At 73.1% G+C, this 14222-nt stretch carries 10 protein-coding genes; 8 read left to right on the plus strand and 2 right to left on the minus strand.

Annotation, left to right across the window (positions count from 1 at the left end; genetic code table 11):
• The first annotated feature begins 269 nt into the window (after window positions 1–269).
• From ACQEUR_RS03880 to ACQEUR_RS03895, 4 genes are read left to right on the plus strand one after another with little or no spacing between them, the layout of a single operon-like run.
• On the plus strand, window positions 270–1223 hold the full coding sequence (locus ACQEUR_RS03880) for an ABC transporter ATP-binding protein (protein ID WP_433025237.1): 954 nt from the start codon (window positions 270–272) through the stop codon (window positions 1221–1223).
• Entirely contained in the window at window positions 1220–2095 is an 876-nt protein-coding gene (locus ACQEUR_RS03885) for an ABC transporter permease (RefSeq protein ID WP_433025240.1), read from the plus strand. The genes ACQEUR_RS03880 and ACQEUR_RS03885 overlap by 4 nt, the downstream gene beginning before the upstream one ends.
• Window positions 2092–3060: an ABC transporter ATP-binding protein gene (locus ACQEUR_RS03890; RefSeq protein ID WP_433025243.1), complete on the plus strand. Its 969-nt coding sequence runs from the start codon at window positions 2092–2094 to the stop codon at window positions 3058–3060. The genes ACQEUR_RS03885 and ACQEUR_RS03890 overlap by 4 nt, the downstream gene beginning before the upstream one ends.
• Before the next feature lie 38 nt (window positions 3061–3098).
• Window positions 3099–3809: an ABC transporter permease gene (locus tag ACQEUR_RS03895; RefSeq protein WP_433025246.1), complete on the plus strand. Its 711-nt coding sequence runs from the start codon at window positions 3099–3101 to the stop codon at window positions 3807–3809.
• Window positions 3810–3883: 74 nt separating this feature from the next.
• Here the strand turns inward: ACQEUR_RS03895 and ppc are convergent, their stop codons facing one another.
• Together ppc and ACQEUR_RS03905 are read right to left on the minus strand one after the other, a co-directional pair.
• Window positions 3884–6670: a phosphoenolpyruvate carboxylase gene (gene ppc, locus ACQEUR_RS03900; RefSeq protein WP_433025249.1), complete on the minus strand. Its 2787-nt coding sequence runs from the start codon at window positions 6668–6670 to the stop codon at window positions 3884–3886.
• Between the two features lie 206 nt (window positions 6671–6876).
• Entirely contained in the window at window positions 6877–7695 is an 819-nt protein-coding gene (locus ACQEUR_RS03905) for a class I SAM-dependent methyltransferase (RefSeq protein ID WP_433025252.1), read from the minus strand.
• A 199-nt stretch (window positions 7696–7894) separates the two neighbouring features.
• On the opposite strand from ACQEUR_RS03905, the gene ACQEUR_RS03910 reads away from it, so the two are divergent.
• The 4 genes from ACQEUR_RS03910 to ACQEUR_RS03925 all read left to right on the plus strand — a co-directional run bounded on the left by ACQEUR_RS03910 (window position 7895) and on the right by ACQEUR_RS03925 (window position 14183).
• The gene (locus ACQEUR_RS03910; protein ID WP_433025255.1) at window positions 7895–8548 is read left to right on the plus strand and encodes a hypothetical protein; all 654 of its coding nucleotides are present in this window, start codon (window positions 7895–7897) and stop codon (window positions 8546–8548) included.
• A 163-nt stretch (window positions 8549–8711) separates the two neighbouring features.
• Complete coding sequence (gene mfd, locus ACQEUR_RS03915; RefSeq protein WP_433025954.1) at window positions 8712–12359, plus strand: transcription-repair coupling factor; 3648 nt, start codon at window positions 8712–8714, stop codon at window positions 12357–12359.
• Between the two features lie 73 nt (window positions 12360–12432).
• Window positions 12433–13176, plus strand: coding sequence for a hypothetical protein (locus tag ACQEUR_RS03920; RefSeq protein ID WP_433025258.1), 744 nt, complete (start codon window positions 12433–12435; stop codon window positions 13174–13176).
• Window positions 13177–13199: 23 nt separating this feature from the next.
• Window positions 13200–14183, plus strand: coding sequence for a nucleoside triphosphate pyrophosphohydrolase (locus tag ACQEUR_RS03925; RefSeq protein WP_433025261.1), 984 nt, complete (start codon window positions 13200–13202; stop codon window positions 14181–14183).
• Window positions 14184–14222: the final 39 nt, after the last annotated feature.

A 14222-nucleotide genomic window follows, 5' to 3' on the forward strand; every position in this document is an offset into this window, starting at 1 on the left:
CGGCACACAGTCTCCCAGTCGGCCGTCGATCGGTCGAGACCGCCACTCCCGAATGGACACCCCCGGTTGGGGGTCGTCGTTGATCGGTGGCCATGAGGAGATTACCCAACCGTGCGAAGGCGGGCCGCGCCGAACGACCCGGTCCGCCTCGGCGGTGCCGGACCGGTCGCCCCCGGCGCATCCCGGAGGCCGGACCGGGGGGCGTCTCAGGGAATTCCCAGGGTGGGTTCCGGACCTCCGCGCGGGCCCTCCGGTCATACCCTGGCCAGGTGACACTCATCGCGACCCAGTCGCTGACCAAGACGTACGGCGGCCGGGTGACCGCGCTGTCCGATCTCACGGTCACCATCGAGCCGGGAATCGTCGGACTCGTCGGGGCAAACGGGGCCGGCAAGTCCACCTTCATCAAGATCCTGCTGGGCCTGCTCGCCCCGACCAGCGGCCAGGCCCGGGTGCTCGGCCTCGACCCCACCATCGACGGGCAGTCGGTCCGGGCCCGGGTCGGCTACATGCCCGAGCACGACTGCCTACCGCCCGACCTGTCGGCGGCCGAGTTCGTCACGCACATGGGGCGGATGAGCGGGCTGCCCCGGACGGCCGCCCGGGAACGGGCCTCGGAGGCGCTGCGCCACGTCGGCCTCTACGAGGAGCGCTACCGGCAGATCGGCGGCTACTCCACCGGCATGAAGCAGCGGGTCAAGCTGGCCCAGGCGCTGGTGCACGACCCGGACGTGCTGCTGCTGGACGAACCGACGAACGGGCTCGACCCGGCCGGCCGGGACGCCATGCTCGGGTTGATCGAGCGGATCGGCACCGAGTTCGGCATCTCCGTCCTCGTCTGCTCGCACCTGCTCGGCGAGGTCGAGCGGATCTGCGACGCGCTGGTCGCCATCGAGGGCGGCCGGCTGCTGCGCTCCGCGCAACTGGCCGACATGACGACCGCCACCGAGGTGCTGTCGGTCGAGGTCAGCGAGGGGACCGAGGAGCTGGCTGGCCGGCTGGTCGCGCTCGACCTGCCGGTACGCCGGGATGGCCGGCTGCTGCTCGTACCGCTGGCCGACGACGCGACGTACGACCTGATCCTGACCGCGGTGGCCGAGTTGGACCTGCCGCTGCACCGGCTCGACCAGCGGCGGCACCGGGTCGCCGAGCTCTTCGCCACCGGACCGGCCCGGCCGGACGCCCTGGTGGCGGCGGGCACCGCCGAGGGAGGCACCCAGTGAGCACGCTCGACGCCCGACAGCCGGCCGGGGTGATCCACGACATCGGTTACCAGCGGTACACCGGCCCCCGGCTGGGTCGCCGGCACATCGTCGGCGCGCTCTACCTGCACGGGGTGCGTACCGCGTTCGGGCTCGGCCGCAGCGCCAAGGCCAAGATCTTCCCCTGGTTGATCGTCGGCGTGGTCGGCGTGGTGGCGGCGGTGCTGACCGCCATCCGCGCGCAGACCGGCACCGCGCCGCTGAGCTACGGCGAGTTCCCCGAGGTGCTCAGCGTCCTCATCATCTTCTTCTGCGCGATCGTCGCCCCGGAACTCGCCTCCCGGGACCTGCACAGCGGCGTACTCCCGCTCTACCTCGCCCGGCCGCTGCGCCGCGGCGACTACGCGATGGCCAAGCTGGCGGCCCTGGTCTCGGCGACGTTCCTGCTGCTGGCCGGCCCGCTGACCGTGATATTCGCCGGTGCCGCCTTCACCGTGGACGGGATCGGCGCCGTGTGGGACGAGTTCGGCGACTACCTGGGCGGCGTCGCCTACGCCGCCGTGCACGCGCTGGTGTTCTGCGTCGTGGCGCTGCTGGTCGCCTCCCTGGTACGGCGGCGGGCCGTCGCCGCCGGGGCGGTGGTCGGCGCCTTCCTGCTCACCACCCCGGTGGTCGGGGTGCTGGCGGTGCTGCCGTCGAGGGACGCGAGCCAGCTCGCCGGGCTGGCCAGCCCGGTCACCCTGGTCAGTGGGATCGGCGACTGGGCCTTCGAGCCCGGCGGCGAGGTGGCGATCGGGCCGTACGGGCCGGTCTACGCCGTCGTCGCGCTCGGCCTGGTGGCCACCGGTGTCCTGCTGCTGCTCGCCCGCTACCGGAAGGTCGCATCCCAATGACCGCGACGAACATCTCGACGAGCGCGCCGGACGTCCCGGCCGTCGCCACCGGCGCGACGAGGGTCGAACTCGCCGGTGTCTCCCGCTGGTACGGCAACGTGGTGGCGGTCAACGACGTGACCATGAGCCTCGGACCCGGGGTCACCGGCCTGCTCGGCCCGAACGGCGCCGGCAAGACCACCCTGCTGCACATGATGGCCGGGTTCCTCGCGCCGTCGCGGGGGACCGTCACCCTGGGCGGCGAACCCACCTGGCGCAACCCGGCGGCCTACCGCCGGCTCGGCCTGGTGACCGAGCGCGAGTCGGTGTACGGCTTCCTCAGCGCGTACGAGTTCGTGCTGGCCAGTGCGCGGCTGCACCGGCTCGCCGACCCGGAGGCGGCGGCCCGCCGCGCGATCGGGCTGGTCGAGCTGGCCGACGCCCAGGACCGGCGGATCGGCACCTACTCCAAGGGCATGCGCCAACGGGCCCGGGTGGCCGCCGCGCTGGTGCACGATCCCGAGGCACTGCTGCTGGACGAGCCGTTCAACGGGATGGACCCGCGGCAGCGGATGCACATGATGGAGCTGCTGCACTCCCTCGGCGCCGCGGGCCGGACCATCCTGTTCAGCTCGCACATCCTGGAGGAGGTCGAGCAGGTCTCCGGGACCGTCCAGGTGATGGTGTCGGGCCGGCTGGCCGCGTCGGGGGACTTCCGCACCATCCGGCGGCTGATGACCAACCGGCCGCACGTCTTCGCCGTACAGTCCAGCGACGACCGGCGGCTCGCGGTCGCGCTGATGGCGGAGCCGTCGGTCAACGGCGTGGACCTGGACCGCGAGGGGCTCACCGTCCGGGCCGGGGACTACGGGAGCTTCACCCGGGCCCTGCCGAAGATCGCCCTCGCCTCGGGCATCCGGGTACGCCGGCTGCTGCCCTCGGACGAGTCCCTGGAGAGCGTCTTCTCCTACCTGGTGGAGGCCTGATGTCCACGTCGACCCGTTCCGGTGGAGGCCTGAGTTCCATGTCGACCATTTCCTGGATCACCGCCCGCGGTCTCTTCGGCCGGCGCCGGTTCCTGCTGCTGTTTCCGCTGCCGGTGCTGCTGGTCGGGCTGGCGGTGCTGGCCCGGTCGGCCGGCGTCGACCCCGGCCAGTGGGGCCAGCCGGTCGTCTACGGGCTGGGGCTCGGCGTCGTCCTGCCGGTGATCGCGCTGATCGTCGGTACCGGGGTGCTCGGCTCGGAGATCGACGACGGCACCCTGCTGCACATCCTGACCAAGCCGCTGCCCCGGTGGCAGATCGTGCTGCCGAAGCTGGCGGTGGGGGCGGGGGTGACGGCGCTGACCGCAGCGGTCCCGCTCTACGTCGCCGGGGTGCTGGCCGACTCCGTACGGTTCGGGCTGGCGCTGGCCGCCGCGACGGCGGTGGGCGCCCTGGCGTACTCGGCGTTCTTTCTGGCGCTGAGCCTGGTCACCCGGCGGCCGGTGCTGCTCGGCCTGGTCTACGTGCTGATCTGGGAGGGGCTGCTCGGCAACGTCGTCGGTGGCACGACCGTGCTCTCGGTGCAGCACTACGTGGTGGCCCTCACCGACCGGATCGCCCCGACACCGCTGCTCGACGCCACGGTGTCGGTGCCGGTGGCGATCGTGATGAGCGTCCTCTTCACGGTCGGTTTCACGGTGCTGGCCATCGACCGGTTGCGTTCGTTCAGCGTGGCCGGCGAGACGAGCTGAGGCCCGCCGCCGTACGCGACACTTCCCGGTATTCCGGCGCTGCCTGAACACAGCGCCGGAATACCGCGATCCGCTCAGCCGGTGTTGCGCAGCCCGGCCGCGATGCCGTTGACGGTGGTGAGCAGGGCCCGCTCCAGCGCCGTACCGTCACTGGGGGCGCGTCGCCCGCCGGGGGCGGTCGCCATGGCCCGACCGGCGGCACCCGAGTCGCGGTACTGCCGCAGCAGCGCCACCTGGAGGTGGTGCAGCGGCTCCAGGTAGGTGTCCCGGACGGCGAGCGTGCGCTGGAGCACCGGCGAGTTCTCCAGCAGCGCCGGCGACGAGGTGATCGCCAGCACCTCGCGCTTGGTCAGCTCGTACTCCGCCTCGATCTTGTCGAAGATCGGCCGCAGCGGCTCCGGTACCAGGGTCTCGACGTACCGCCGGGCGATGTTCAGGTCGGTCTTGCTCAGCATCATCTCGACGTTGGACAGGAACGTTCCGAAGAAGTGCCAGGCCCGGTGCATCTCGCAGAGCACGTCGAACAGGCCGGCCTCCCGGGCGGCGGCGAGCCCGGACCCGACGCCGAACCAGCCCGGCACGATCTGCCGGGTCTGGGTCCAGCCGAAGACCCACGGGATGGCCCGCAGCCCGGTCAGCCCGGCGCCGGTGTTGGGGCGCTTCGCCGGCCGGGAGCCGATGTTGAGCGCCCCGAGCAGCTCGGTCGGGGTCGAGGCCCAGAAGTAGGCGGGCAGGTCCGGGTCCTCGACCAGCGACCGGTAGGACCGGTACGCCGCGCCGGAGACCACGTCCATCGTGGAGTCCCACCGGTCCAGCGCCTCCGCCGGCTGGCGCGGGGTGGTGTGCAGCAGCGTGCTCTGCAACACCGCGGCCAGGGTCAGCTCCAGGTTCTCCCGGGCCAGCGAGGGGAGGGTGTACTTGTCGGAGATGACCTCGCCCTGCTCGGTGACCTTGATCTCGCCGTCCAGGGTGCCGTACGGCTGGGCCAGGATCGCCTCGTGCGTCGGCCCGCCGCCCCGGCCGACGGTGCCGCCCCGGCCGTGGAAGAGCCGCAGCCGTACGTTGTGCCGGGCGGCCACGTCCCGCAGTGCGCGCTGCGCCCGGTGGATCGACCACTGCGAGGTGGTGATCCCGGCCTCCTTGTTGGAGTCGGAGTAGCCGAGCATCACCTCCTGCACGTCGCCCCGGGCCGCCACGATCGCCCGGTACGCCGGCAGGGAGAGCAGCTCGTCGAGCAGTTCGCCGCCGGCGTCGAGTTCGGCCGGGGTCTCCAGCAGCGGTACGAAGCCGATCCGGGCCCGGCCGGTGTGCACGTCGACGAGGCCGGCCTCCCGGGCCAGCACCACGGCGGCGAGCAGGTCGTCCACGCCGAGCGTCATCGAGACGATGTACGACTCGATCACCTCGACGCCGAAGCGTTCCTGCACCTCCCGGATGGCGCCGAAGACGTCGAAGGTCTTCCGGGCGGTCTCGGAGAGCGGAGTGTCCATGGTGGAGAGCGGTCGGCGGCCGGCCAGCTCCTCGGCGAGCAGCTTGGTCCGCTCCGTACGGCTCAGCCCGGCGTAGTCGGGCACCTCGCCGACCTGGGTGTAGAACTGGGCGAGCACCGCGTGGTGCGCCTCGGCGTGTTCGCGGATGTCCATGGTCGCCAGGTGCGGCCCGAACGCGGCGACCGTCCGGATCGCCGAGGCGAGCCGGCCGACGGCGGTGAGCTGCCCGGAGTTGCGGGCCAGCGAGGCGCGCATCAGCTCCAGGTCGGCGAGCAGGTCGGCGGAGCCGCGGTAGTCGCGACCGGGCAGGTGCGGGGTGCCCTGGTTGAGCCGGCGCCGGGTGTTGGCCAGCTTGGCCTTCACGCACCGCACCTTGAGCCGGTACGGCTCCTCGGCGTTGACCCGGCGGAACCGGGCGGCGACCTCGGGCAGCGCGTCGAGGTCCTTGGCGAGGCTGGCGGAGAGGTCGAGCGAGACCCCGCGCAGCCGGCGGGAGACCGAGATCTCGTTGATCAGGGACTCCATCGCCGCCTCGGTGGCCTGGATGCCGTGCTCGTACTGGATCAGGAGGACGTCCCGGGTGACCTGCGGGGTGACGAAGGGGTTGCCGTCGCGGTCACCGCCGATCCAGGTGCCGAAGGTCAGCGGCCGGGCGGTCGGCGCCGTCTCCACGCCGAGGGTGCGCAGCGTGTCGGCGAGGTCGTCGAGCACCTGTGGCGCCGCCTCGGCGTAGAGGTCGCGCAGGTAGTAGATGGCGTTGCGGGCCTCGTCGGTCGGGTCGGGCCGGTCCAGCCGCAGCTCGTCGGTCTGCCAGAGCAAGTCGAGCAGTTCGGCCAGCCGCCGGTTCGCCGGGCCCTCGTCACTGGCCCCGTAGAGGATGGCGGCGGCCGCCTCGGCGTCCAGTTCGTCGGCGACGGCGCGCAGCTTGGAGAGGATGGAGCGGCGGGCCGCCTCGGTGGGGTGCGCGGTGAAGACCGGCCGGACGGCGAGCCGGCGGGCGGCGGAGGCGATCTCCTCCGGCGGCACGCCCCGCTCCCGGATCAGCCGGGCGGCCTGGTCGAGCCAGCCGCCGTGGGTGGCCCGCTGCCGGCGCAGGTCCCGGGAGCGGTGCACCTGCTCGGTGATGTTGGCCAGGTGGAAGTAGGTGGAGAAGGCGCGGGCCAGCTTGGTGCCGGTGGTCACGTCCATCGCGCCGAGCCGCTGGGCGGCGGCCTCGGCGTCGTGCCGGACCAGGGCGCGGATCTCCTCGACCAGGTCGAGCAGCGGCGGACCCTCCTGGCGGGCGAGGGTCTGGCCGAGCAGCCGGCCGAGCCGGCGGATGTCGGCCCGGAGTGCGGCATCGGGCCCGTCGTGGTCGTGCTGGTCGGTCACCGTGCGCTCCTTGATCGAGTACGGAGGACAGCGCTGTCCGACACGGTGGATGGTATCGGCGGCCGGCCGCGGAAGCGAACGTGGCCCGGGCCGAGACGATCCGCCGCCCGGTGCGGCTCAGAGCCTATCCGCCCTGTTGGGGCCGTTGGGCGGGATGTCGTCACGCCGACCGGGCGCGACATTGGTCACCATCGCCGGCGCACGCCTCAGAACCGGTACCGGAGCATCCGCCCCATGCTGCGGAAGGCGGGGACGAGGGCGGCCAGCCGGACCCGCCAACGCATCGCCGGGGAGAGTCGGGAGAGCACGTCGGACGTGGCAAAGTAGCTGGCGTCCAGGCACTCGACCAGGGTGAGGCCGAGCGGCTCCAGCTCGCGCGGGTCCTCGATGCCCCAGCGCAGGGTGGCGCCGGCCCGGCGTACCACCGGGTTGGTCTTCTGCAGTTTGATCCCGGTCCGGCTGTAGAAGTCGAAGGTCATCTCGCCGCCGGGCAGGGTCGCGGCCAGCCGGCGCAGCAGGGCGGCGCCCTCCTCGGGCGGCAGGTACATGGTCAGCCCCTCGGCGACGACCAGCGTGGGCCGGTCGGTCGGCACCTGCGCCAGCCAGCCCGGGTCGGTGACCGAGGCGCCGATCATGCGGTAGCCGTCCCGACCGGGATAGATCTGCTCGCGCAGCGCGATCACCGTGGGAAAGTCGACGTCGAACCACCGGACGGTCGGTGGCGGGTCGAGCCGGTGGACCCGGCTGTCCATCCCGCAGCCGAGGTGCAGCACGGTGGCGTCGGGATGCCCGGCGAGGAACCGTCGGGTCCAGTCGTCGAACACCTTCGCCCGCGCGGCGACCGAGATCGCCAGGTCGTTGTTCATCCCGAACTTGCCGAAGTCGTAGTCGATCCGCCGTACCGCGTCCTCGGCGGTCGGGTCGGCGAGGATCGGGTTGTCGGCGCGGGCGTCGAGCGCGCGGCCGTAGAGGGTGGCCAGGTTCGTCGACTGGTCCTCCGTGAAGTGGACCTTGCCAGTGGTCATCAGCCGCTCCCGCCAGCTTCTCCAGAAGCCTCACCCGTGCCCGGAACTCTATGCCCGCCGGGTGCTGTCGAGCAGCCCGTCATCCGTCGGGGCCGACCGGCGTCGATTCCCGCTTGCGCGGGTACGGTCCCGCACCTGATCATCTGGTACGCCCCCGCCGGGCCGGCCGGTGGCGGGATCCGGCCGCCGAGGGGGCACCGTGGGCAACTCCCGTGCCTACCCGGTCCTGCGTACCGCCGACCTGCGCCGGGCGTACGCGGTGGCCCGGCAGCTCCTGGCGCTGGCCGATCTGCGGTGGGCCGAGGTGAGCCTCGCGGCGGACACCCGCTCGTACGAGGTCGACCGCTACCTCCGCGCGTTCCCGGGCGGCCTGCTCTGGCTGACGGTGCCGGCGGAGCTGGTCGACGTCGCCCACCCGGTCCTCGCCCCGTACGTCGATCCGGCGAACCTGGCCGACCTGCGTTTCCTGGAGGGTGTGTGGCTGGCGCCGGAGGTCGGTGCCGAGTGCCTGGCGGCGCTGCGGCGGCTGCCGGACCTGCCGGTCGAGTTCGAGCTGCCGGATCAGCCGGTGGGCGACGTCGAGGAGAGGTTCCTGCCCGTCGTCGGCGCGGACCGGGGCAGCGTGCGGTGGGAGTCCACGGCCTGGCCGCCGGTCGAGGAGCTGGATCTGGGCTGGCAGGTGAAGTACGCCGAGGTGCAGATCACGGTCAACAGCACCGGCGTCGACCACCAGGAGCGCTCCGCCGAGCACACGCTGTATGTGCACGTCGGTGCGGAGGGGGAGAAGCGTGCGCGCTGGCTCGCCGACCGGGTGGGGCTGGCCGTCGTCGGCCCCGAGGAGGCGGGCTTCTGACGGCTTCGGTCCGGCCCAGGGGATAGGCTTGCTGCGGTGTTAAGAGGGGGCCCTTCCTCTACCGAAAGCGATAAGAGGGGGCCCTTCCTTACACCCGAACCCCCCGCCCGGCACGGGCGTGGGGCAGTTTCCGCGTGCCCACCCAAAGGTTGTGATCATGACCGTGCTCGCCGGTCTGCTGACCGCCGCGCTCCGCGACCCCGCGCTGGCCCGGGCCCGTGAGCTGGCCCGTGCCGGCGGCACCGACGCCGACGGGCTCGACCTGACCGCGCCCCCGGCGCTGCGCCCGTTCGTGGTCGCCGCCGTCGCCGCCACCGCCGAGGCCGGCGGCGCGGACGCCCCGGTGCTGGCGGTCACCGCGACCACCCGGGAGGCCGACGACCTCGCCGTCGCGCTGGGCAGCCTGCTCCCGCCGGACCAGGTCGTGGTCTACCCGGCCTGGGAGACCCTGCCGCACGAGCGGCTCTCGCCCCGCTCCGACACCGTCGGCCGGCGGCTCGGCGTGCTCCGCCGGCTCGCCCACCCGGAGCTGACCGAGCACGACGGCCGGGTGCGGGTGGTGGTCGCCCCGGTCCGCTCGCTGTTGCAGCCGCAGCTCAAGGGGCTGGGCGACCTGGAACCGGTACGGCTGGCCGCCGGCGGCGAGGCCGGCCTGGAGGAGACCGCCCGGCGGCTGACCGACCTGGCGTACGCCCGGGTGGACCTGGTCACCAAGCGGGGCGAGTACGCGGTCCGGGGCGGCATCCTCGACGTCTTCCCGCCGACCGACGAGCACCCGTCCCGGGTCGAGTTCTGGGGCGACGAGGTGGAGGAGATTCGCACCTTCGCCGTCGCCGACCAGCGCACCATCGAGGCGGTGCCGACGCTCTGGGCGCCGCCCTGCCGGGAGCTGCTGCTCACTCCCGAGGTGCGTCGCCGCGCCGCCGAGCTGGGGCAGGAGCACCCGGAGCTGGCCGAGATCCTGGACAAGCTCGCCGAGGGGATCCCGGTCGAGGGGATGGAGTCGCTGGCGCCGGCCCTGATCGGCGAGGACTCCCTCGAGCTGCTGCCGCACTGCATGCCGGCCCGCACCCACGTACTGCTCTGTGACCCGGAGCGGATCCGCACCCGGGCGCACGACCTGGTCCGTACCTCGGCGGAGTTCCTGGAGGCGAGCTGGGCCGCGGCCGCCGTCGGCGGCCAGGCCCCGGTGGACCTCGGCGCCGCCGCGTTCAAGAGCCTGGCGGAGGTACGCACCACCGCCGCCGGGCTCGGCCAGCCCTGGTGGTCGATCTCCCCGTTCGGGTTCACCGAGGCCGCGCCCGCGCCCACGGTCCAGCCCTGGGAGGTCGAGCCGGAGCCGGTGACGGTCACCCCGGACGCGGGTGAGTCGCTGGCGCTGGCCGCCCAGCCGACGACGCTCTACCACGGTGAGACCGCCCGGGTGGTCGAGGACCTCCGGCGCTGGGTCGGCGACGGCTGGGGGGTGGCGCTGGTCTTCGAGGGCCACGGGCCGGCGCAGCGGGCGGTGGAGGTGCTCCGGGACGCCGGGCTCGGCGCCGCGCTGACCGAGACCGTCCCGGCCCCGCCCGGCCCGGGTGAGCTGGTCGTCGCCTGTGGCTCGCTCAACCACGGCTTCCTGGAGCCCACGGCCCGGTTCGCCGTGCTCACCGGCAACGACATCACCGGCGGGCGGGGTTCCTCGACCCGCGACATGCGCAAGATGCCCAGCCGGCGGCGCAACACCATCGACCCGCTGGAGCTGCGGGCCGGCGACTTCGTCGTGCACGAGCAGCACGGCATCGGCCGGTACGTCGAGCTGGTGCAGCGCACGGTCAACGGCGCCGAGCGGGAGTACCTGGTCATCGAGTACGCGGCCAGCAAGCGTGGCCAGCCCGGTGACCGGCTCTTCGTCCCGACCGACCAGCTCGACCAGCTCTCCCGGTACGTCGGCGGCGAGACGCCCACCCTGCACAAGATGGGCGGCGCGGAGTGGCAGAAGTCCAAGGCCCGGGCCCGCAAGGCGGTCCGGGAGATCGCCGCGCAGCTGATCCAGCTCTACGCCGCCCGCAAGGCGTCCAAGGGGCACGCGTTCGGCCCGGACACGCCGTGGCAGCGGGAGCTGGAGGACGCCTTCCCGTGGACGGAGACGCCGGACCAGCTCTCGGCGATCGAAGAGGTCAAACAGGACATGGAGCAGTCGATCCCGATGGACCGGCTGATCTGCGGCGACGTGGGGTACGGCAAGACGGAGATCGCGGTCCGGGCGGCCTTCAAGGCGGTGCAGGACGGCAAGCAGGTGGCCGTGCTCGTGCCCACGACGCTGCTGGCCCAGCAGCACTACAACACCTTCGCCGAGCGGATGGGGCAGTTCCCGGTGCAGATCCGGCAGCTGTCCCGGTTCCAGACCCCGAAGGAGGCCGAGCGGACGCTGGAGATGGCCGCCGACGGCAGCGCGGACATCATCATCGGGACCCACCGACTGCTCCAGTCGGCGACCCGGTTCAAGCAGCTCGGCATGGTCGTCGTCGACGAGGAGCAGCGCTTCGGCGTCGAGCACAAGGAGCACCTGAAGACGCTGCGGGCGGCGGTGGACGTGTTGAGCATGTCGGCCACGCCGATCCCCCGGACCCTGGAGATGGCGATCACCGGCATCCGGGAGATGTCCACCATCGCCACCCCGCCGGAGGAGCGGCACCCGGTGCTGACCTTCGTCGGGGGGTACGACGACAAGCAGGTCGCGGCGGCGGTCCACCGGGAGCTGCTCCGCGACGGCCAGGTCTTCTACCTGCACAACCGGGTGGAGTCGATCGACCGGGCGGCGCGGCGGATCCGGGAGCTGGTGCCCGAGGCCCGGGTCGCGGTCGCGCACGGCCAGATGGGCGAGGACGCCCTGGAGAAGGTCATGGTCGGCTTCTGGGAGAAGGAGTACGACGTCCTGGTCTGCACCACGATCGTGGAGTCCGGCATCGACATCCCGAACGCCAACACCCTGATCGTGGAGCGGGCCGACCTGCTCGGCCTGGCCCAGCTGCACCAGATCCGGGGTCGGGTGGGCCGGGGCCGGGAGCGGGCGTACGCGTACTTCCTCTACCCGCCGGAGAAGCCGCTGACCGAGCACGCGCACGAGCGGCTGGCGACCATCGCCCAGCACACCGAGCTGGGCGCCGGGATGTACGTGGCGATGAAGGACCTGGAGATCCGGGGTGCCGGCAACCTGCTCGGCGGTGAGCAGTCCGGCCACATCGAGGGGGTCGGTTTCGACCTGTACGTCCGGATGGTCGGCGAGGCGGTGCAGGCGTTCAAGGGCGAGCTGCCGGAGGAGGAGGCCGACATCAAGATCGACCTTCCGGTCGACGCGCACCTGCCGCACGACTACATCGGGGTCGAGCGGCTGCGCCTGGAGATGTACCGGAAGCTGGCCGAGGCCCGGGACGCGGCGCGGCTGACCGAGGTCGTCGCCGAGATGACCGACCGGTACGGCGAGCCGCCCGCCCAGGTCGCCAACCTGGTCGCGGTGGCCCGGTTCCGGCTGCTGGCCCGCGCGTACGGGCTGACCGACGTCTCGGTGCAGGGCCGGCACCTCCGGTTCGGCCCGCTGCCGCTGCCGGACTCCAAGCAGCTGCGGCTCAAGCGCTACCACCCGGACGCCGTCTACAAGGCGGCGACTGACCAGGTCAGCGTTCCCCGCCCGACGACCCGGCGGATCGGCGGTGAGCCGCTGCGCGACCAGGCACTGCTGGACTGGTGCGCGCAACTCCTCCGCGACGTGCTGGGCGAGCGCGAGGAGCGAGCCGGGGTTGCGAGCCCCGCAGTCGCGAGCGGAAGGTAGGGGCGGGGGGCGTGAGTCGGGCCGGGTGACCCCGTGCCGGCCGGCGGCACGGCTGCGTGAGAGCATGTCGAGCATGCAGCGTGCCCGTCGTCTGACGTCGATCGCGATCAGTGCCGTGCTCGGCGTAACCGCCCTGTCCGCCTGCCGGTCCGAGCCCGGCGTCGCCGCGTACATCGGTGATCGGAAGATCACCGAGGACCAGGTGAGCGCGATCCTCGACGACGCGAGGAGCAAGGTCCCGCCGGGCGGTCACGTGGCCGGTGCCACGCCGGCCCCGGAGCAGCCGGAGGGCGCGCCCCCGCAGGCGACCGAGGTGAAGGCCCCGACCCGCTCGGCCGTGGTCAGCGCCCTGGTGGTCGGCGACATCTGCCGCCGCCTCGCCACCGAGAAGGGCTTCCAGCCCAAGGAGCAGGCCCCGGTGGACCGGTTCGCCGAGCAGATGGGCCTGCCGGCCGGCTCCGACCACGTCCGCAACCTGGTCGAGCTGGACGCCTGCCTGGCCGGCATGCCGGCCGGCAATCCGGTCGCCCCTACCCCGGAGGAGATGGCCGACCTGGTCGCCCGGGGCAAGGCGGCGGGTGTGGTCCCGCCGGAGGTGAAGGTCGAGGAGGCGGCGACGCAGCTCGACGGCGAGCTGCTGCGCGGCCGGCTGGCCATGCGGAACACGCTGGCCGAGGCGCTGAAGACCTACCGGGTGACGGTCAGCCCCCGCTACCGCCCGCTCGAATACACCGTGCTGCCCTTCTCGGACGGCACTCCCGCGCTGGCGGTGCAGGTCGCCGGCGGCGGCTCCGACACCGTGATCGACGCCCGCTGACGGCCCGGCCGACCCCGAGACCGATGACCGGCCGGATCGTACTGCTGGTCACCTCGCCCCGGCTGCCGGCCGGGTTGCTGACGGCGGCGGCCTGGGACGTCGTACGGGCCCATCCGGTGCTGGCGGCGGCGGAGAGCGAGCTGACCACGGCCGTGCGGGTTTCGGGCGCCGAGGTGACCGTCACCGACGGGCCGGTCGTGGCCCTGCTCGACGCGGCGGCGACGCACGGCACCGCGGTCTGGCTGGCCGGCCCGGCCGGCGACGAGGCTCTGGCCCGCGAGCTGGGGCTGCGGCTGGCCCGTGAGCCCGGACTGGCCGAGCTGGAGCTGATGTACGGCTCCTGGGATCCGCCCGGCGCCCGGCTGTTGGACGCGGTGGCGGTGCTGGACCGGCTCGCCTCGCCCGGCGGTGACCCGTGGAAGCGGGCCCAGACCCACGCCAGCCTGGCGCCGTTTCTGCTGGAGGAGTGCTACGAGGCGTACGACGCCATCGCGGCCGGTGACCTCGGCGCGCTTCGCGAGGAACTGGGTGACGTGCTGCTCCAGGTGGTGCTGCACGCCCGGCTCGCCGAGGAACTGCCCGAGGACGAGCGGTGGAACGTCGACGACGTGGCCGGTGGGCTGGTGGCGAAGATGATCCGGCGCAACCCGCACGTCTTCGCCGGTGCCGAGGTCGGCAGCATCGAGGAGATCACCGAGAACTGGGAGCAGATCAAGCGCGCGGAGAAGCCCCGGGCCTCGGTGCTGGACGGCGTCGCGCTCTCCCAGCCGGCGCTGGCGCTGGCGGCGAAGATCCTGCACCGGGTAGAGCGGTCCGGGCTGGCGGTGCCGCCCCCGGAACCGTCGGCCGCGTCGGACGCCTCGGCGCGGCTCGGGACGGAACTGCTCGGCACGGTGGCCCGGGCCCGCGCGGCGGGGCTGGACGCGGAGGCGGCGCTGCGCCGGGCGACGCTGGACTACGCGGCGACGGTCCGGGCCGCCGAGGAGGATCCGGTTCCGCCTTCCTGACCGGTGTCCGCGCTGGCGCCGGTGCCGCATCCTGGCAGG

This window comes from Plantactinospora sp. CA-290183 (assembly GCF_050936375.1).
Taxonomy (GTDB): Bacteria; Actinomycetota; Actinomycetes; order Mycobacteriales; family Micromonosporaceae; genus Plantactinospora.